Raw genomic sequence first — 19460 nt, 5'->3', positions numbered from 1 at the left:
TTACTCAATAATTTCAAGAACCGTCCGTTTTTTAAGTTTGGTGGATGCCGCACTTAAAATCGTTCTCATGGCTCTTGCCGATCTTCCCTGTTTCCCAATAACTTTTCCCAGGTCTTCTTTTGCCACCTTAAGTTCCAGAACGGAAGTTTGATCTCCAACAACTTCTGATACATGAACCTGATCAGGATTATCTACCAGTGCCTTTGCAATGTATTCTACCAGCTCTTTCATAAGTATATCTCCTTTGTAGGTTATTGAGAATACCGAGGGGAAAACTGTTAAACAGATGTTTAAGCCGATGCTTGACTGACGCCTTGTTTCTTTAATATGCTCTGGACCGTGGTTGAAGCTTTGGCGCCTTCATTTAACCAGTACTTTATTCTGTCCTCTTTGAGCGTGACAGCCGCAGGTTCGGTCATTGGATTATAAGTGCCTAAGAGTTCCAAAAATCTGCCGTCTCTCGGGCTTTCAATGTCAGCAGCTACGATTCTGTAAAAAGGTTTTTTCTTTGTGCCTTTTCTTGTCAATCTGATTCTTACGGCCATATTTTTTTCTTTCTCCTTAAAACGGCAGCATGTTTTTTAATGAACGCATGCCGCCTTTATTAAATTTCTTTATCATTTTCATGGATTGGGAATAACTTTTCAGAAGCTTGTTGACATCCTGAACCGTGGTTCCGCTTCCATTGGCAATTCTTTTTTTTCTTGACCCTTTGATAATGGTGTGTACCCGTCTTTCTTCAGGTGTCATCGAATTGATAATCGCTTCGATTCTGACAAATTCCTTGTCGCCTATATTCAAGCCTTTGAGCTGCTTTTTGTTTATACCCGGCAGCATCCCTATAAGGTCTTTAATGGAACCCATTTTTTTAATGGATTTCATCTGGTTCCGGAAATCTTCCAGGGTAAAGGCATTTTTCCTTAATTTTTTTTCAAGCGCCTTGGCTTCTTTTTGATCAACCGCATCCTGTGCTTTTTCAATAAATGAAAGCGTGTCTCCCATGCCCAGAATTCTGGAGGCCATCCTGTCAGGGTGAAATGCTTCCAGGGCCGTTGATTTTTCACCCACACCAATGAATTTTAACGGCTTTCCTGTAACTGCTTTTATGGAAAGTGCAGCACCACCGCGAGCATCACCATCCATTTTGGTCAGCACAACGCCGTCCAGATCCAGTGCTTTGTCAAAAGATCCGGCAATATTCACCGCATCCTGACCGGTCATGGCATCAGCCACCAGAAGAATTTCCGACGGGTTAATGCCTTGTTTGATGCCTTTAAGTTCAGCCATCAATTCTTCATCAAGATGCAGTCTTCCCGCCGTGTCCAGCAACAGCGTGTCACAACCTTGTTCTCTGGCTGCCAATAGTGCATCCTGGCAAATTTTCAAAGGCTTCATCTCAGTTGTGGATTCAAATACCGGAACATCCAGTTGCTGTCCGATTTTTTTCAATTGATCAATTGCCGCAGGTCTGTAAACATCAACCGGCACTAAAAACGGCTTTCTGCCTTCTTTTCTAAGATAGAGAGCCAATTTACCTGCTGTTGTTGTCTTACCCGAACCCTGCAATCCAATGAGCATAATAGAACCCAGGGATGATCCATCAAAATTCAACCCCTGATGCTCAGACCCCATCATTCTGGTAAACTCATCATTTACAATTTTTATGACCTGCTGACCAGGTGTAAGGCTTTGCATCACTTCTTGACCCAAAGCCCGTTCTTTTATATCTGAAATAACAGATTTTGCAACCTTATAATTTACGTCAGCCTCAAGCAACGCCATTCGAACCTGTTTGAGACCGTCATCAATATTCTTCTCATTCAGGGTGCCGTGACCTTTTAACTTTTTAAAGACCGAATCAAGCCTGTCACTCAAATTTTCAAACATAAAAAACAACCTTTAGGATTTCAAATCAAATCATTGATTCTAGTATAGAATTCGTGGTATGTCAAGAAAATAATAAATTTTAACTGAATAAGAATATATGGAAAATATACTGAATTTTACAAGAGATGATCTTGGTGTGTGGCTTGATAATAAGGGCATTCGCCCGTTCAGGGCCGGGCAGATATTTAAGTGGATCTACATTCGCCAGGCAGATGAATTCGAGCAGATGACCGATCTTTCAAAGGCATTGCGCAAGACACTTGCAGATCATTTTTTGATTGAACGTCTGATCCTTGAAAAACACCTTGTTTCTGCTGACGGCACTGAAAAGTTTTTGCATCAACTTGTCGATGGACAGCATGTTGAATCGGTCCTGATACCTGCCAAGGATCACTTCACCTTATGCGTGTCATCACAGGTGGGATGCGCTCAGAATTGTCAGTTTTGTTTGACTGCCAAAGGCGGGTTGGTAAGGAACCTTAGTGTTTGTGAGATTATATCCCAGGTGAGGGATGCAAGATATTACCTGATTCAAAAGGGTATTGATCCCTTGAAGCTTTCAAATATTGTATTTATGGGCATGGGAGAGCCTCTTGCCAATTACAAAAATCTGCTTAAGGCATTAAAAATTATTACAGATGGTGATTACGGGCTTAAATTTGCAACCAGGCGGGTAACGGTCTCTACTTGTGGCCTGGTTCCAAAAATCACACAACTGGGTCTTGATACGGATGTGAATCTGGCGGTTTCTTTGAATGCAACCACTGACAAGATGAGATCCTCCTTGATGCCCATCAATAAAAAATATTCCTTAAGCCAGTTGCTGGAAGCCTGCCGTACCTTTGCCATGAAACCCAGAAACAAGATCACTTTTGAATATATTTTAATGAAAGGTGTGAATGATTCAAAAGGTGATGCTTTGAGGCTGGTGAAACTTTTGACTCCGATAAAGGCAAAGGTGAACCTGATTCCATTTAATGAACACGACAAAAGTGATTTTAGCCGTCCTTCTAAAATAGAGGTCAGTGATTTTTTGCAGATTTTGCTTGACCGGAATTTGACGGCCATAACAAGAAAAAGTAAAGGTGATGATATCCTGGCGGCTTGTGGCCAGCTAAAAGCAAAGTTGATTACTTGAAAATAGAGTATTGAATCTTTATGGATATGATTTATAATAAGGAAAGATGTGGATGGATTGGCATTTGGAAAAATCCGAGTATAGGATCATTTGTCCCGCATTAATTGTCTGTAATCCCTTATGTAACCCCTAATTGATCGGAAAAAAACATGTCAAATATCAGTCTGGAAAACAAAAAAGTTTTGATTGTTGATGATGAACCGGATATTCTTGATTCTTTGGAAGAATTGCTCGATATGTGTACAACAGTCAGGGCGCAAAGCTTTGAACAAGCAAATCATTTTCTTGAAACCCAGGAGTTTGATATAGCGGTTCTTGATATCATGGGTGTTGATGGATATCAGTTGCTGGAAACCGCAAACAATAAAAATGTTATAACTGTTATGCTTACAGCTCATGCACTCAGTCCTGAGAATATAAAAAAATCTTATCTTGGTGGTGCCTGCTCGTATATACCAAAAGAAGAAATGATCAATATTGAAACATTTCTTCTTGATGTGCTGAAAGCTAAACAGGAAGGAAAAAATCCTTGGGCGAGCTGGTATACAAGGCTTGCATCTTTTTGTGAAGAAAAATTCGGGCCTGACTGGAATAAAGATGAAAAAGAATTCTGGGAAAAGATGATTTATTATTAAATCAACTGCCAATGGTTTAAATCAAGGCCATGGCAGATTGTGCTGCTACAACAAAAAACGAAAAATCCCCTTTAAGGTGTCTGTTTTTGAAAAGCCTTAAAGGGGATTTTTTTATATCATCAGGTTTTTAAAGTTTGATGCCGGAACCGTAATAACGGTGATAAAATCTTCTGTTTCTTTTTTTATAATCCTTATTTTTGCTGTTTCGCCTGGTTTTGATTTGGTATAGCCTGCACATATTCCAGCAGCTGTTTGAATGTTTTCCGGGGTGGCATTACCTGTTAAAATTACATCCGGTCCGGGCAGTTTGACATGTTTTAATAAAATGTCTTTGTCTTTATCAAAATAATTGAGCAGATGTGTGTTATCATTTTTAGACCGTCCTGCAATTATTTTGGTTTTTGAATCAAGCCTGAAGTGTCTGCCGTATTTTAAGAAATGAAGTTCCCGGGTATTGAAAATTTTTTGAGTATTCATCAGATCTTTGAGCCGGTTTGAAAAGATCTTGTCGGTTAAAAGACACCCGCCAGCAGGAGCCGGGTATTCTTTAACACCAAAATCCTGGGCCATCTGCATTTGAATTTTCCTTGACCTGCCCGAGATATCCATGAGCTGTTCCCGGTCAACCAGCCCTTTTTGTTCAGCAAGGGTTTTTGATAACAATTTTGCCGATAAAGGTCTTAAAATCTGCCCGTCAAAACCGGAGTTTTTTTCCACATATCTCAATGAATTTTTATTCTGGGATTTGGGCCTTTGACCTAACACTTCTCCGCTGAACAGAAAATCAAAGCCTTGATTTTTGAGAACCTCACCTGCCTTGGAAAACATTAATGCGTGACAGTCCATGCAGGGATTCATGTTTTTCCCAAATCCGGCTTTGGGGTTTTTCATCATTTCCATATACTCATCCGTGATATCCATTGTTATCAGGGGGATGCCGGTGTGCCTGGATGCTTTTTGTGCTGATTCTGATGAAAAAAAAGGGGTTTCAAAGCAAATCCAGGTTACGTCAATTCCCTGGCGTTGAAGCAGCAGTGCGGACAGGATGCTGTCCAGCCCCCCGGAACAAAGGCCCAACCCCTTAACCTGTCTTGCGGTTTTGTTAAACTTCATATATAACTCCCCTATGGCATTAAGTGCGTTCAAAATAACAAAAATTCTTGAAATATTAAGAGGCAGATACCCTGTTGTCAAGACCCAGCTTGAACATGAAACTGCTTTTCAATTGCTTGTTGCCACTATTATGTCTGCCCAGTGTACGGATAGGCAGGTGAATAAAGTATCCAAAAAATTATTTGAGAAATATCCTGATCCTGAAGCACTGAGTCATGCCTCTTTGGATAATATTAAACAAATTATTTATTCCACAGGCTTTTATAACAATAAAGCTAAAAATATTAAAGCCTGCGCCAAGGCAATTTTGGAAAGGCATGAGGGCATGGTGCCGGAGGATATCAGCAAACTTGTCAACCTGCCGGGAGTGGGCAGAAAAACTGCCAACGTGGTGTTGTCGGCAGCTTTCGGTCATCAGGCCATTGTTGTGGATACCCATGTGCTGAGAATTTCAAGGCGGCTTGGCCTGACAGATAAGACAGATCCGGTTAAAGTTGAGCATGAATTAATGCAGATCATTCCCAAGGTGTCATGGAGTGATTTGTCATTACAATTGATCTACTTTGGCAGGGAAATCTGTGATGCAAAAAAACCTCTTTGTCAGGATTGCCCATTGTTTAAGATCTGTCTGACAAAAGCAAAGTGATAACACCCCTGTCTATTCTTCTTTTTTCAGTTCCCAAAAATCCTGGCTCTCCTTGAGGATATCATTAATGTCATCATCAATCAGATCATCCGGGATAAATTCCTCATTTTCCATTCCAGGCTCAGGTTCAGAATCATTATTGAATTGATCAGGCGTGCTGATTGCAACTGTACTGTCTTCATTCTCCCGAATATTTTTTGAATCTTTGCTTGTATCAGACCTCTCATCTTTGGTAAAAAAATTTTTTTCAAGGTCGTCATCCGGGATATCAATATTAAAATCTTCAAGCGGTTCATCATCCAATTCATCATCTGATTTTTTGTTGGATTCTTCATTCAGGCTATCATTGATATCGATCGTATCAAGATTTTCTGGGATAAGATTTTTATGTTCAATATTTTCATGCTCACATGTTTCATAAGATTCAGGTATATAATTGCCTTGCCGGTCAAACATAAGGCTGCCGCTTAATTGAAGGTCAAAATCCAGTCTAAAGGCGATTTCATTATTATGAACAACGATTTGCCCTCCTCTGGAGGAGAGGTCTGCTGCTGCAAGCCTTTGTTTTATAATTTCCTTGACCGCATTTAAGTCAAGGTCATCTGTTACTGCTTTGATAAGATCATTTTCACCGTTTCTTATAACATCCGGATCAGTAATTTTCATGGAAGCCTCCCTTTAAGATTATCCATATACTTTATCTGCAAACCTGGTTTCAATAAATTTATCAAGATCAATGATTTTGCCAATTTCCATGACATCATGCATATATTTTTGAATTTTATCAATACCCTCGGCATCCGGATATAGCCCATCCCATCTAATGGCTTGGGGCTGGGAAAATACGTTTTTCAACACTTCCGGATTAAGTCCTATTTTTCCTTCCGGGTCCAGAAAATCAACGGCAATGCCTGCAGCACGGATTTTATCATTTTCAATGTATTCACCGGTTTCTATGAGAAGGGAGACAAATTCCTGTGCAGCTTCCGGGTGCTTCTGGATGAAATCTTCCTGCATGGCTACAACACAGCAAGGATGGTTATCCCATCGGCTGGCAGAGTAGAATTCAAGGTTGCCTATACTGCCTGCAATGGCTTTTGTCGCAACTGGTTCGGCTACCATGAATCCTGCAACATCTTCATTTTCTTTCATGATACCCGGCATTTGAATGGGTGGAACAACCTCGAACCGGACATTGATGGCATTTTTTCCGGGAACGCCTGGTTTAAGCCCAAGTTCTTTTAAAAACTGGTGAGCCAGCATGTGGTGGACCGACATTTTGTGTGGAATGTCTACGACCTTGTATTTGTAAAAGCTTTGAAGAGAATCAAACCTGTTATCATAATGTCTGGATCGAATAAAGGTTGAGCCGTTTCTATGGGCAAATAAAACCAGTTTGATGGGAGAATCATAGGCAAACAGATCCATGGCAATTGGGGCTAATACAAATGCGCAGTCTAATTCACCTGTTTCAAGGCCTTCTTGTATGGGGTTCCATCCAGCTTTAAGGCTTGTGGTCAAATCAAAATGTTCAGGTTCAACATCTCCTTGCTCAATCCTGTGCTTCAGTGCGCCCAGCGCCAGATGATCCGTGATCTGGATATGGGCAACATTCAACTCAACTCTTCCGCCAATAACCTGCCGCTGCTTTGTTTTCGGTTTTTCATCTTTCTTTTCATCTGAGAATGCTTTTTCTATGGCACGGCTGATTTGATCTTCATCAAAAGGCTTGGGAACATGACCGCTGCCGCCTGCTTCCATAATGGCAATTTGCTGTCCTTTATCTGACTGGGCTGTGGCCATGATAAACGGCAGGGTTTTGAATTCATTCATCTTTCTGAGTGCCTGTAGAAATTCAAGGCCATCCACTTGAGGCATATTCCAGTCACTTATGACAAGGTCTGGTTTCTCAGTCTTTACTTTTTCAAGACCGTCCGCACCATTTACCGCCATAACAAGGTTATCAAACCCGGCTTTTTTCAAAATCTGCTTGAACATCATTCTCATGGTTCCAGAATCATCTGCCACAACAATTTTAATGTTTGGATCTACAGCCATAGAAACACTCCTTAACATTTTTATATAAAAAACATGTAAACTAATAGTATTATTATTTTAAAATTATTCATTCCATGACCAACTGAAGGTATGCTGGATTTTCTGGATAATTCTGTCTAACGCAAACCCGAGAATGCCGATTGCAATAATCATTGCCATCAGTTTGTCATACTCCATCGTATCTCTGGCATCATTGATTAAATAACCCAGACCGCTGGAAATTCCAAGGAATTCAGCCGGAACAAGTACAATCCATGCAACCCCCAGGGCCAGCCTCAGGCTGGTCAGCATGTATGGCAGGGATGCCGGGATAACAATGGTTTTTATCAGCTGAAAATTACTTGCCCCTTGATTCAATGCCATTTTAATCCATTGGGGATTGATATTTAAAACCCCGATGGTTGTGTTCAGTATTATAGGGCAAATTGTCGCCATTACAATCAAAAAATAAACAGCAGACTCAAAACTTGCAAATAAAAGCAGTGCTATGGGCATCCAGGACAGCGGGCTTATCATTCTTACAAATTGAATAGGGGAGTATGAAAGACTTCGAAATTTTGGGTAAAAACCGACTAAAATACCCAGAGGAACACCCATGACAGCGGCAATTAATATTCCGATGACAATTCTTTTTAAACTTGCAAATACACAGATCCAGAATCTGCTTTCCTGGGTTGCCTCAAACAGGGCTTTAAAGGTCGGGCCCGGCAAAAATCCTTTGAATTGTGAAAATTCCGGTTGTGTGAAAATAAGACTTGCGCCTGCAATCCACAGGCAGGCAAACAACAAAAGCCCGATCAGCTCAAATTTCCAGCCAAAATCACGATTGCCAAAAACAGCATTCAGCCCAACTTGTTTGGGGTCTTTATATATGAATCTGTTAATTGATTTCAATGATTTCTTCCCTTGTATAAGCAGTGGCCGGATCACCATTCCAGAATCGGTTTATGCCCCCTGTTTTATCCAGAGCTTTTATGACAAATTGATTTTCAACAAGATCGTCTGCCGCTCTGATTGTGTTTAAATTTTTAAGAAAAAACGTATTTCCTTCCACAATTGTGTGTTTCATCTGGTCAATGATAAGTCGGGTGGCTGAGGGAAAAGGAAATGGCTGAAATCCGATTCTTTCAACATTCCAATCCTGGTTTGACAACTGATTTTTTTCAGGATTTTCAAACACTTTTGTTAAAATTTTTTGAGGAAAAGGAAGGTATCCTTCACCGTCACGGCTTAGCAGTCGGGCTGTTTCACCTGGATTGCGGATACACCAAGCTTGGGCCCGGACAATTGCATTCATGGCCTTTTGTATTGTTACGGTATTTTTATGTATGAAATTTTCATTGGCAATAATGACACAACAAGGATGGTTTTTCCAGATATCACCGGTAAATCTCATGATTCTGGCATTAAATTTTACCTGGGCCAGTGCATTAAAAGGGTCTGCAACAATATACCCGTCAATTTTTTTGCCTAAAAGGGCTGTGGGCATATCCGGGGGCTGGAGAATAAGCAGATTGACTTCATACTTTTCCAGTCTGGCCGGCGGTGGTTTTATCACCGGCTTTAATCCCTGGGACCGGATACCCATCTGAATAATCAGGTTGTGCATGGAATACCAGGAAGGAACGGCAACCTGCTTGCCTCCAAGATCTTTGAAACTGTAAATGCTGCTGTCGCCTCTTACTGTAAGCGCACTGCCATTGGTGTGAGCCCAGGCAAGAACTTTTACCGGGATCTTTTGTTTAAACCTCATCCATACCGGAATCGGAAAGAGCATATGGGTTAAGTCAAATTTGTTTGCCAGGAATGACTCAGCCAGTATTTTCCATGATCTCACCATTACGGGCCTTTCAACGTCAACTCCTTCTTCTGAAAAGTAGCCAAGTCCGTGGGCCACAAGCAGCGGGGTGGCATCGGTTATGGGAAGATACCCCAATCGAAGAGGGGCTTTTTTTGCAAAGGCTTTGATACTGCCCGGAATAAACAGGCTTGAGCAGCTCACAGCAGCGGTTTTAAGAAACTGGCGTCTTGAATTGGATTGAATTTTACAGTTCATCATAAAAGGCTTCTTTTGGCTATGTATGAAGTTTTAAACCGCTCAAGGATTTTTGTCCGTATTTTTTTAAACTCAGAAGCGTTTCTATCCCTTGGGTATGCAGTATTAATTTTAAAAATATCTATAATATTAGCAGGTTCACCTGCCAGGAGAATGATTTTGTTTCCCAGCCGGATGGCTTCATCAATATCATGGGTGACAAATACTGCGGTGAATTGTTCGGAAAGCCATAAGTTTACCAGTTCTTCCTGGATATGGGCCTGGGTAAAGGTGTCCAAGGAGGCAAAGGGTTCGTCTAATAACAATATCTCCGGATGTCCGACAAGGGCTCTTGCAAGGCAGGCTCTCTGGGCCATACCAAGGGACAGCTGGTTGGGAACGGCATCGCTAAACCCTGCAATTCCCATTAGTTCAAGAAATTGATTGACCCTGTAATCAAGTTCTTTTGTATCACCCCGCAATTTGCATCCATACGCAACATTTTCTTTCACATTCAGCCAGGGAATCAGGGTGGGCTGCTGAAAAAGCATTGACCTGGACGGGTGGATACCTCTGATTTGGTGCCCGTCAACATGGATTTTTCCGGATGTCGGCAGTTCAAGGCCTGCCAGCAGGTTTAAAAGAGTTGTTTTGCCGCAACCGGATTCTCCCAGTATAATGACAAAATCACCATCATCAATGGAAAAAGAGATATCCTTTAGTACGATATGATTGTATATTGCGGATGTATTGTAACGCTTTGTTACTTTGTCGATTTTTATTTTCAATGATTTTTTTCCGACAGGGCGGTTAATATAAAAGAATTGTCCACAAGGGTATTTACATCAATTTTGTTTTTGAAAACCCCCATCGCGTCTGTCATATAGTTTTGAATCATATATAGTGCATCAATATCCGCAATTAATAAGGACGGATCAAAGTGTATGCCTGCTTTTAAAAGCATCTGCCGGGTGATTCCTTTGTTTTGTCCAAAAAAATTATGTGCCATAAAAAGAATGTCATCGTTTTTTGTGTCTTCAATGTGTTGCCCGGTTTGGGTAAATAAGGAGATGACTTCTTGAACAGCTTCGGGATGGTTCTCTATAAAAGAGGTTTTCAGGACAAATACACAGCAGGGATGGTTTTTCCACAATTTTTCCGACAAGCAGATTTTTGCGGCAGTTTTTTCATAAACCGCTTTGCTTCCATATGGCTCTGCAACGGCAAAGCCTGCAATGTCCTTATCCTGATCATTTTTTAACATTTCGCTCATCAAAAACGGGTTGACAACTTCACTTGCAACGTCTGTATCATTGTCGTCATGGGCACCAAGCTTAAGTCCAACAGATGATAAAAGCCGGTGAAAAAGCATGTGTTGAATGGAAAATTTTGAAGGAATAAGCACTGTTTTGCCCTTGAAATCAGAAAGATGTTTTATGTGGGAGGCACGGTTTTTCACAATAATGCTGCCGGACCGGTGGGTAAACATTAAAACTTTGATAGCAAGGCCTGATGCAAAAAGCTGGATTGCCATGGGAGACGGGATAAATGCACCATCGATATTCCCACAGGTCAAATCGTCACAGACTTGATTCCAGGAATTCATGGCAATGGTTTCAAGGGTTGAGTGAGTAAGGTTTCTTTTGCTTTTTTTCAGTTGAAGAGCGGCAATACCGAGAATAAGGTGATCAACAATTTTCAGATGCCCGATACGAATACAGGGAGTGTCCTTCATTAATATCTCTTTTAGTGGATCTGGCAGTATTAATACAGCTTTTAAATTTATTGTTTCATAAAATGATTACTCTTAGCACAGCCTCCAAAGCTTGGCAAGGCAAAGAAATTCAGCTTAAAAGGTTGGGTTGATCTTAACCCATCGTTTATTTGCTGGTATGAGTAAATACACCATCCCAGTTGATATCGGGTGGGTTTTTTATGAAAAACTCACATCTTTCCCGGTATATCGTATATAATTTTTGTTCAGGATAGGTTGCTGTAAGTTCACTGAAATATTGTTCTGCTTTAATAAATGACTTTTTTCTGTAAAGATTCAGACTCTTTGTGTATTCTTCAATTTCTTTGCGGCGCTGAGCCATGTTTTCCTTAAGTCCTGCATAAACCGTAAAGATTCTAACCGGTTCGGTTTTTCCCTTAACTCTTACCAGATCTAATTCCTGGGTTAGCATCTCATGAGAACAATTTTTGAGGATAGTCTCGCTGACAAGCAATTGAACACCGTAAAATTTTGTCAGGCTTTCCAGTCGGGAAGCAAGATTAACATTATCACCGATAATGGTATAATCAAAAATATCGGCTGATCCCATATTGCCCACCCTGCATCGGCCTGAATGCAACCCGATTCCGATGGCCAGACAAATGCCGAATTTTTTTTTAAAATCTTTGTTTAACCTGTCCAGTGCGTCCAGCATTTCTATTGCTGCTTTTATGGCAAACCATTCATGATCATCCACATCCACTGGGGCATTCCAGAAACACATAACGGCATCTCCGATAAATTTGTCGTGGGTTCCATGATTGTTGATAATAATTCTCGTTACCGGGGTAAAATAATCATGCAGCAATAAGGTGACTTGTGAAGGAGAAAGACGCTCGGAAAGTGTTGTAAATCCGCGAATATCCGAAAACAGGATGCTGATATTTTTTTCTTCTCCTTCAAGGCTTAATTTTTCAGGATTTTCAGCCAGCTGGTCAACGACTGTCTTGGATACATATTTGCTGAAGGCACTGCGGAAAAACTTTTTTTTCCTTTCGGAAAACCAGTATTTTTGGGTGGTTAGAATAGAAAAATTCACAACCAGCACCACGATGGGGAAAAAAGGGGACACCCAGATATTCAACCGGTCAAGTGTCCACAGGCCGCCATACCACGCGCCAAAACCAAGTACGAGTGTGACGGGCAAGGTCAAGGCAGCATTGGTCCATCCGATCAACACGGTTGTGATAAATCCCCATGCAAGAATGCAGAAAAGCTCCAGGCCCGGAGTCCAGTCCGGCCTGTGTATAAAATCACTGCTCAAAATATTGTCCACAATAGTGGCATGAACTTCAACGCCCGGGAATACCTGATCAAGAGGAGAAACCCTGATATCCTTCAGCCCTGCTGACGAGGTTCCCAAAAAGATAATTTTTCCTTGCAATTCTTTTTGATTCACCTGATCTTCCAGAATTTTACCGGCAGAAATATAAGGGAAGGTTTTGCCGGGTCCCCGGTAATTTAACAGCATGGCACCGTTGGATTGCAAGGGTATAACCGTGTTACCGATTTTTATTGATTCAATGCCTCCGCAGGTTACCTTGATGGCCGGATCAGGTATTTTTTTGTTAAACGCCTTTAATAATGTCGCCAGGGACAGTTGCGGATATAGTTTGTTTTGCCAGGAAATGAACAAAGGAGTTCTCCTGAGAACACCATCCTTATCCGTCAAGGTGTTCATAAAGCCGGCAGGAGTGCCGCCTTGTAAAAAAACCGGCAGGGGCGGGACCAATTTTGAAGCTTTGAAAAGATAATTGTGAGCCGGTTTTGCTCCGGGTTCCTTTATTTCAACTGCATTCAAATCAGGGGGTATCATGGTCACATTGATTTTATCATTTTTTTCAAAATCAAAAGAATATCCCAGGACATATGGTCCTTTGTGCAGTATGGTTGCCAAAAGCCGGTCATTATCCAGAAGTCCTTCCGGTATGCCTGAAAACCCTATATCGACATGCAGCTCTTTTTTAAGAGCTTTTTGCAACACAACAGGTGATGTTCCGTCAGGTTCTGCAAAAAGAATATCCATTCCCACGGCAAGAGCGCCCGCCATACTGATTTTTTGCAGCAAAAGGGCCACACGATAGCGGGGCCAGGGCCATTGTCCGAATCTTTCAAGACTGTAGTCATCAATATCAACAATCACAGCGGTATTTGTTTTTTTTCCTGAAGATATTTTTTGAATAAAAACATCATACAGTTTATATTCCAGAAGGCTTAGATATGCTGGTTTAAAGATATATATTCCGGCAGTCAGCATGGTGATGGCAAATCCTACAGCCACGATGGTCCAGTTTTGTTTTTTAAACACTCTTGATATTTTTTGAAAAATTTGTGTCATTAGTCTTTTTTTTATCCTTATTTTTTAAAAAATATTGCCTTTTAAGATTGCTTATATGCTTCTTTGTTAAAACAATATATTTCTTGACAAATTTAACATGCTGGGATTTATAGTAATCTGCACACAGTGGTATTTCAATGAAAAAATATTATGGCGGCACTATGATACCGAGGAGACAAAATGCATAAATTGATTTTAAATTGTTTGGTGATTCTTTTTTTTACAGCTGGTTTGTCAATAAACAGTTATGGCAGTGATGAATCTCAAAATATTAAAAATCCGGAATCAGGACTTACCCTTCATGCTCTTTTAATGCAGCTTGAGGAAAATCACGAGGAAATAAAAAGTTTTAAAAGCCAGGTTAAACAAGCCCGGGCTCTTTATTTTCAGAGCAAAGCACTGTATTATCCAACCATGAATCTTGTGGCTGATGGCGGCATAGAAAAAATAGACAAAGAATTCACCAATGATACAAATGAGAACCGTTACAATATTACATTAAGAGCTGGCCAGTTGATAACGGATTTTGGAAAAACAAAGGATGTTGTTGCAAGGTCAGCCGTTTTTCTTGATCAGGCCAAAGCCCGGCTGGAATCAAGCCGTCAGCAAATAATACTGGAAGGAATCAAGGCTTATATAAATGTTGTCCGGGCAAGAGAACGGCTCAAATCCGCCCGCCTGTCAGAAGCCAGAATTAAGGAGTTAACCGGGATTGAAAAAATTTTGTTGGAAAAAGGGGCTGGTCTTTCTTCTGATGTGCTGCAGGCAAAATCACAACTTGTCGGTGCCATGGCAATGAGGGTTGAAGCAGAAGGTGAACTCAGCATTGCAAAAAATCGTTTCCGTGCTGTTTTTTCTCGCCTTCCAAACAACCGGGAAATTTCTCAATTCAAAGATATTGATTTTCCTCACAATAACTTGCCGGTTCGCTTAGATGATGCTGTTGCCAAAGCCCAAAAACAAAATCCGGAACTGTTGATTACTCAATATAATACCCAAATTGCCAAAAAAGATATAGATATTGCCAAAAAAGCGTTTTATCCGGGATTAAATTTTTTTGCCGAAGCGCTTAGAAAAGACAATGATGCAGGTGTCAAAGGATATAGCAATGAAGTGTCTGCCGGTGTAGAGTTAAGATATAATTTTTTTAACGGCGGCGGAGACAAGGCAGCATTAAATTCAGCTTTGGCAAACAAAAAATCTTCCTCATACCATACCGAATATATTCAGAGGCTTATCAAGGAGCAAGTCAGCAACAGCTGGGATCAGTTGTCGATCTTAAAACAAAGAAGTGAACTTTTAGACCAGCAGGCAGATATAGTGGAAAATTTTTTAATGCTGGCTAAAAAAGAGCGTAAAATGGGAACAAGATCCCTTTTGGATGTTTTAAACGGTGAAATTAATTATATCAATGCTATTGCAACATCAATCACAGCCCGTCAAGATACAAAGATTGCAGCCTACAATCTTTTGTTTTCAATGGGAAGCATCAATTTGCAATTGTTTGAGTAATGGTGTCCGCCAGCCATGATTCATCAATACTGCATAAATATAGATTTATATTGATTTTGTTATGAAAGAATTTATTCGCCGGTTTCTCCGAAAACCTGTATTGGCAATAGAAATTATTGCAGCCACTTTTTTTATCACTGTTCTATCGCTTGCCATGCCGCTTTATGTCATACAAATCTTAAACCGGTATATCAGTTATGGTTTTCATGGTACGCTTATCACTTTGACTACAGGGATGCTGATCGCAATTTTATTGCAGCTTGGATTCAGGATACTTCGAACAAAGATGGCCAGGGCAGTCAACCAGGAACCCAATGACACATTATCTTTAGAAGTGCTTACCATTGTAAGTCAAGCAAAGGCAGAATCTTTTGAACGATTTTCAAAACCAAGAATTCAAGAAGCGATTAACAGCGTTCAGACTGTTCAGAACTGCTATGAGGCTCAAATTTTGAACACCCTTATTGACGCCCCTTTTTCCCTGTTTTTTGTCATGGCAACCTATCTGTTGAGTCCGGTACTGGCAGGATTTTCATTACTGGGCATTGTCATCGGATTGTTTACAGGATGGTTGAGCATAAGAAAATCTCAACAAGATTCGGAACAGCTTTTGCAGGAAAGTTTAAAGCATCGAAACTTGAATTATTCCGCTGTTAATGCTTTTGACACTGTCCGTGTTTTCGGTGCTATTGGATTTCTTCAAAATCTCTGGCAGGGCCAGCTTTTAAAAATTAATACGCTAAGGGGAAACATAACGGATGCAAAAGAGTTGTCCCAGACTCTCACGTTGTCGGGCAGTTCTTTGACAAGTGTTTGTCTTTATGCGGTTGGTGCAACCATTGTGGTTCAGGGCGACTTGACTGTGGGGGCATTGATTGGTGCAAATATCCTTGCAGGAAGGGCCTATCAGAACATTACCCGGCTTGTTCATGTCAGCTATTTGCTGAGCAAAGGCAAAGAAGCATTCAAAGAGATTGCTTTGCTTAAAAAATTACCATTGGAATCCGGCACAGGTTCAGCCCTGAGAGAGTATAAGGGCCAAATTGAATTCCAGGATGTTGGATTTGCCTATCCCAACACTCCTCATCCGGTGTTTGAATCCTTGACATTCACCTTGGAACCCGGGAAAGCTTTGGCTGTTTATGGCCGGAACGGTTCTGGAAAAACGACCTTGGCAAAATTGCTTGTGGGTCTACTGGAGCCAAGAAGGGGAAGCATATTGGCTGACAAAGTCAATCTTCAACAGCTTGCCGCACCCTGGTGGAGACGGCAAATGATTTATATGCCCCAGGAACCGTCATTCATAAATGGAACCATAAGAGAGAACCTTCTTTTGTTGAATCCGGATCTGGATGAGGCGGTATTCAATAATATTCTCAGAACAGCAGATTTAAAACAGTTTCTTGATCTGACTTTAAATGGACTGGACACGCTTATTACAGACAATGGGAAGAATTTGCCATTGGGTATCAGACGCCGATTGTCCATGGCTCGAGGCCTTGTCACCAACGGCCGGCTTGTGATAATGGACGAACCCACTGATGCCATGGATGAAGAAGGGGTTCGGGCGGTTTACACCACCATGAATAATCTTATGAAAGCAAATAAAACTATTATTGTTTTTTCAAATGATCCCAAAATATTAAAAGGGGCCTCATCAGTTCTTAATTTGAATATTAAACCCAAACCCGAGTTGACGAACCAGGTCATGCCCGGGTTAAAAAGAGAATAATATTTATGTCCTTTTCTAAAGCTCAAAATCCAAGTCGTGTTACACATGCTTTTTTTGTTTTGATTGCTTTGATGTGTATCAGTTTTGTCTATTGGGCCTATCACGGTGAACTGGATATTGTCAGCGTTGCAGACGGGCAGGTGGTTCCGACAGGAAAGATAAAGCATATACAGCATCTTGAAGGAGGGATCATACGGAAAATAAACATAAGTGAAGGAGATGAGGTGATAAAAGGTCAACCCCTGATTGAGCTTGAACAGATCATGAGCGGGGCAAGCCTTGACGAAATGCTGATGAGAATGGACGCGTTAACCGTTGATATCATTCGGTATACCGCTTTGATAAATGATTTGGAAAATATGATCTTTCCAAATGGTTATGAAAAAAAACATCCCCGGCTGGTTCAGGATGCCCGGCGACTGTTTGTTGCCCATAAAAACAGTGTGCAGAGCAAAGTTGATAAATTGACCAATATTGTGGAACAAAAAAAACAGCGGATAAAAACCATTGCGTCTGATCTGGAAAACAAGCGCCAACGTCTTCCTTTGCTTGAAGAACAACTTTCATTATCTGAAGAATTGTTAAAAGACAACCTGACAACCCGTTATAAGCATATTGAAATCATGCGCAAAACCAAAGAAATTGAAGGGAGTATTAAAAATGACATGTCAGCTTTGATAGAGGCAAATCATGCACTGGCGGAAACCCGGGCGAATTTAAAAGAAGTGGCATATGTCTTTAAAGAAAAAACCATAGAAAAACTCAAGCAAGCCCAACAGGAACACAATGAATTTTCAGTAAGATTGAAAAAATTTGAGGACAGTTTGAAAAGAACGGTGATTCGTTCGCCCATTAATGGGGTCATTAAAAAATTATATCTGGTCACAAAGGGGGGGGTTATCAAGCCCGGAGACACCATAGCCGATATCGTGCCCTCTGAGGAAAGGCTTATTATCGAGGCGCATCTGTCAATATCCGACATCGGCTATGTACAAAAAGATCAATCGGCATGGTTGCAGCTGCCGACGGCAGATGCCCGTAAATATAACAAGTTGCCCGGAAAAATTGTCAACATTAGCCCGGATACATTTACCAGTGAAAACGGGCGGACATTTTATAATGTACTCATTGAATCGGAAAAAAATTATTTTCAGTCGGGTGATCAAAAATATAAGTTATATCCCGGGATGGTTCTGCTTGCCTATATCCATATCAGCAAGCGAACGGTTCTGGACTATATTGTAGATCCGTTTATGAACACACTTAGTTTTTCCATGCAGGAGCGGTAATAGTGAATATTGTATTTATTCATCCCGGTTTTCCGGGTCAATTTCGATTTCTGGCAGAAATGTTTGGTAAGGATAAGCGCAATAAAACCATCTTTATCACTTCGGTAAACAAGAATAAGGACAGGCAGATTCCCGGAGTACGAAAAATTATTTTTTCTGAAAAAATGCCTGGACGTAAAACCGGTGCCCCGTCGCCTCCAACTTCGCCCGGCCTTTCTGTCGCCAATATTCTTGCCGGCTTGAAAAAACAAAATTATATTCCAAATTTGATCATAGGAACTTCCGGGTCCGGTACATGCTTGTATGTGAAAGATGTTTTTCCTGACACGCCTTTTTTATGCTTTTTTGAATGGTTTCACAATCAGGATAACCTTCCTGACAACCTTAATTCAACTGCTGAACCGGATCTTAAAGTCCGCATGAAACTGAGAAACCGGAATCTGCCGGTTTTGGCCGATTTGTATGCATGTGATCATGGCATATGTCCCAGTGGCTGGCAAAAAAGCCAATTTCCAAAAGAGTTTCATTCAAAACTGAGCGTGGTTCATAACGGAATTGACATTGGTTTGTTTCAGCCGGGAAAGGATCAAAAATTTAAAACCGGTAATTTGGATCTGTCCGGCGTTGGCCAGCTGGTCACCTATACGGCAAATGTCCTGGCCCCTTATAAAGGGTTTCAACAATTCATGGAATCGTTACCGGCTGTTTTAGAACAAAAACCGGATGTCCATGTGGTTATTGTGGGAGCGGATCATGTTGTTATAAAAGATAAATCCGGCAACAAGGCATCTTATAAATCATTGATCCTTGAAAAAGTCAAACTTGATCCAGATCGGGTTCATTTTATGGATGAGTTGATCCATGAAGAGTATAAAAGGCTCCTTCAGGCATCGGCTGTTCATATCTGCCTGGATTCCCCTCTGGTTGTTTCAAAATTTTTGCTTTGCGCCATGTCCTGTGAATGCCTTGTGATTGCTCCCGATATTGCACCGGTCAAGGAAGTGATCACGGATGGGGCCAACGGGATCATTGCAGATTTCTCTTCCCCGGATAAAATTGCTGAAAAGATTGTGGCATGCCTGGACTATCCCTCTTTTATGACGGCGGTCAGGCAAAAAGCAAGACAGACTATTGCTGAAACATATGCCATTGAAAAAAATCTTCCGCTGCAATTGGATATCATTAAAAAATTGATTCATCAGGGTAAACCACTGAAACAGTTTGGATGATTGAATATTCGTGTTATCAGGATGTATGGGGTAAAGATAATTCTTCAGTTTTGCTTTTTGATGCAATGATGAAC

18 protein-coding genes are annotated in these 19460 nt (G+C 40.9%); 7 read left to right on the top strand and 11 right to left on the bottom strand.

The features are described 5' to 3' along the window. Genes BLT94_RS11960 through ffh form a run of 3 tightly spaced genes read right to left on the bottom strand, consistent with a single transcriptional unit; the run spans position 1 to position 1887 of the window. The gene (locus tag BLT94_RS11960; protein ID WP_014958697.1) at positions 1 to 231 is read right to left on the bottom strand and encodes a KH domain-containing protein; all 231 of its coding nucleotides are present in this window, start codon (positions 229 to 231) and stop codon (positions 1 to 3) included. Positions 232 to 290: 59 nt separating this feature from the next. Then, positions 291 to 545, bottom strand: a complete 255-nt coding sequence (rpsP, locus tag BLT94_RS11955) for a 30S ribosomal protein S16 (protein WP_014958696.1) — start codon at positions 543 to 545, stop codon at positions 291 to 293. A 16-nt stretch (positions 546 to 561) separates the two neighbouring features. Beyond that, entirely contained in the window at positions 562 to 1887 is a 1326-nt protein-coding gene (gene ffh / locus BLT94_RS11950; protein ID WP_014958695.1) for a signal recognition particle protein, read from the bottom strand. A gap of 97 nt (positions 1888 to 1984) precedes the next feature. Between ffh and rlmN the strand changes: the two genes are divergently transcribed. Together rlmN and BLT94_RS11940 are read left to right on the top strand one after the other, a co-directional pair. Further along, positions 1985 to 3025: a 23S rRNA (adenine(2503)-C(2))-methyltransferase RlmN gene (gene rlmN, locus BLT94_RS11945; protein ID WP_092234343.1), complete on the top strand. Its 1041-nt coding sequence runs from the start codon at positions 1985 to 1987 to the stop codon at positions 3023 to 3025. A gap of 149 nt (positions 3026 to 3174) precedes the next feature. After that, on the top strand, positions 3175 to 3660 hold the full coding sequence (locus BLT94_RS11940; RefSeq protein WP_092234340.1) for a response regulator: 486 nt from the start codon (positions 3175 to 3177) through the stop codon (positions 3658 to 3660). A gap of 111 nt (positions 3661 to 3771) precedes the next feature. Here BLT94_RS11940 and BLT94_RS11935 read toward each other — a convergent pair whose 3' ends face one another. Beyond that, entirely contained in the window at positions 3772 to 4773 is a 1002-nt protein-coding gene (locus BLT94_RS11935) for a DUF814 domain-containing protein (protein WP_092234337.1), read from the bottom strand. A 13-nt stretch (positions 4774 to 4786) separates the two neighbouring features. Between BLT94_RS11935 and nth the strand changes: the two genes are divergently transcribed. Next, the gene (gene nth, locus BLT94_RS11930; RefSeq protein WP_092234334.1) at positions 4787 to 5419 is read left to right on the top strand and encodes an endonuclease III; all 633 of its coding nucleotides are present in this window, start codon (positions 4787 to 4789) and stop codon (positions 5417 to 5419) included. A gap of 12 nt (positions 5420 to 5431) precedes the next feature. Here nth and BLT94_RS11925 read toward each other — a convergent pair whose 3' ends face one another. From BLT94_RS11925 to BLT94_RS11895, 7 genes are all read right to left on the bottom strand, one after another. Next, on the bottom strand, positions 5432 to 6085 hold the full coding sequence (locus BLT94_RS11925) for a hypothetical protein (protein WP_092234332.1): 654 nt from the start codon (positions 6083 to 6085) through the stop codon (positions 5432 to 5434). Between the two features lie 18 nt (positions 6086 to 6103). Beyond that, complete coding sequence (locus BLT94_RS11920) at positions 6104 to 7477, bottom strand: ABC transporter substrate-binding protein (RefSeq protein ID WP_092234330.1); 1374 nt, start codon at positions 7475 to 7477, stop codon at positions 6104 to 6106. 63 nt (positions 7478 to 7540) lie between these two features. Then, a complete protein-coding gene (locus tag BLT94_RS11915; protein ID WP_245743094.1) occupies positions 7541 to 8371 on the bottom strand; it encodes an ABC transporter permease in 831 nt (276 codons plus the stop codon). Further along, a complete protein-coding gene (locus tag BLT94_RS11910; RefSeq protein WP_092234325.1) occupies positions 8358 to 9536 on the bottom strand; it encodes an ABC transporter substrate-binding protein in 1179 nt (392 codons plus the stop codon). The genes BLT94_RS11915 and BLT94_RS11910 overlap by 14 nt, the downstream gene beginning before the upstream one ends. After that, the gene (locus BLT94_RS11905) at positions 9533 to 10300 is read right to left on the bottom strand and encodes an ABC transporter ATP-binding protein (protein ID WP_092234322.1); all 768 of its coding nucleotides are present in this window, start codon (positions 10298 to 10300) and stop codon (positions 9533 to 9535) included. The genes BLT94_RS11910 and BLT94_RS11905 overlap by 4 nt, the downstream gene beginning before the upstream one ends. Beyond that, positions 10297 to 11247, bottom strand: coding sequence for an ABC transporter substrate-binding protein (locus BLT94_RS11900; RefSeq protein WP_092234319.1), 951 nt, complete (start codon positions 11245 to 11247; stop codon positions 10297 to 10299). Before BLT94_RS11900 ends, BLT94_RS11905 begins: the two co-directional genes overlap by 4 nt. 145 nt (positions 11248 to 11392) lie before the next feature. Continuing rightward, positions 11393 to 13624, bottom strand: a complete 2232-nt coding sequence (locus BLT94_RS11895) for a CHASE2 domain-containing protein (RefSeq protein WP_092234316.1) — start codon at positions 13622 to 13624, stop codon at positions 11393 to 11395. Positions 13625 to 13804: 180 nt separating this feature from the next. On the opposite strand from BLT94_RS11895, the gene BLT94_RS11890 reads away from it, so the two are divergent. The 4 genes from BLT94_RS11890 (at position 13805) to BLT94_RS11875 (ending at position 19386) form a co-directional block, all read left to right on the top strand. After that, positions 13805 to 15136, top strand: a complete 1332-nt coding sequence (locus tag BLT94_RS11890) for a TolC family protein (RefSeq protein WP_092234313.1) — start codon at positions 13805 to 13807, stop codon at positions 15134 to 15136. Positions 15137 to 15197: 61 nt separating this feature from the next. After that, positions 15198 to 16868 (top strand): ATP-binding cassette domain-containing protein, encoded by a 1671-nt coding sequence (locus BLT94_RS11885; protein WP_092234310.1) that lies wholly within the window; start codon positions 15198 to 15200, stop codon positions 16866 to 16868. A gap of 5 nt (positions 16869 to 16873) precedes the next feature. Further along, positions 16874 to 18157: an HlyD family type I secretion periplasmic adaptor subunit gene (locus BLT94_RS11880; protein WP_092234307.1), complete on the top strand. Its 1284-nt coding sequence runs from the start codon at positions 16874 to 16876 to the stop codon at positions 18155 to 18157. A gap of 2 nt (positions 18158 to 18159) precedes the next feature. Further along, the gene (locus BLT94_RS11875) at positions 18160 to 19386 is read left to right on the top strand and encodes a glycosyltransferase (RefSeq protein WP_092234304.1); all 1227 of its coding nucleotides are present in this window, start codon (positions 18160 to 18162) and stop codon (positions 19384 to 19386) included. Positions 19387 to 19460 lie beyond the last annotated feature (74 nt).

This window comes from Desulfobacula phenolica, assembly GCF_900105645.1.
GTDB classification, from domain to species: Bacteria; Desulfobacterota; Desulfobacteria; order Desulfobacterales; family Desulfobacteraceae; genus Desulfobacula; species Desulfobacula toluolica.
Note: the sequence above shows the minus strand (reverse complement) of the source record. Positions and strands in the feature narration are given on the sequence as shown.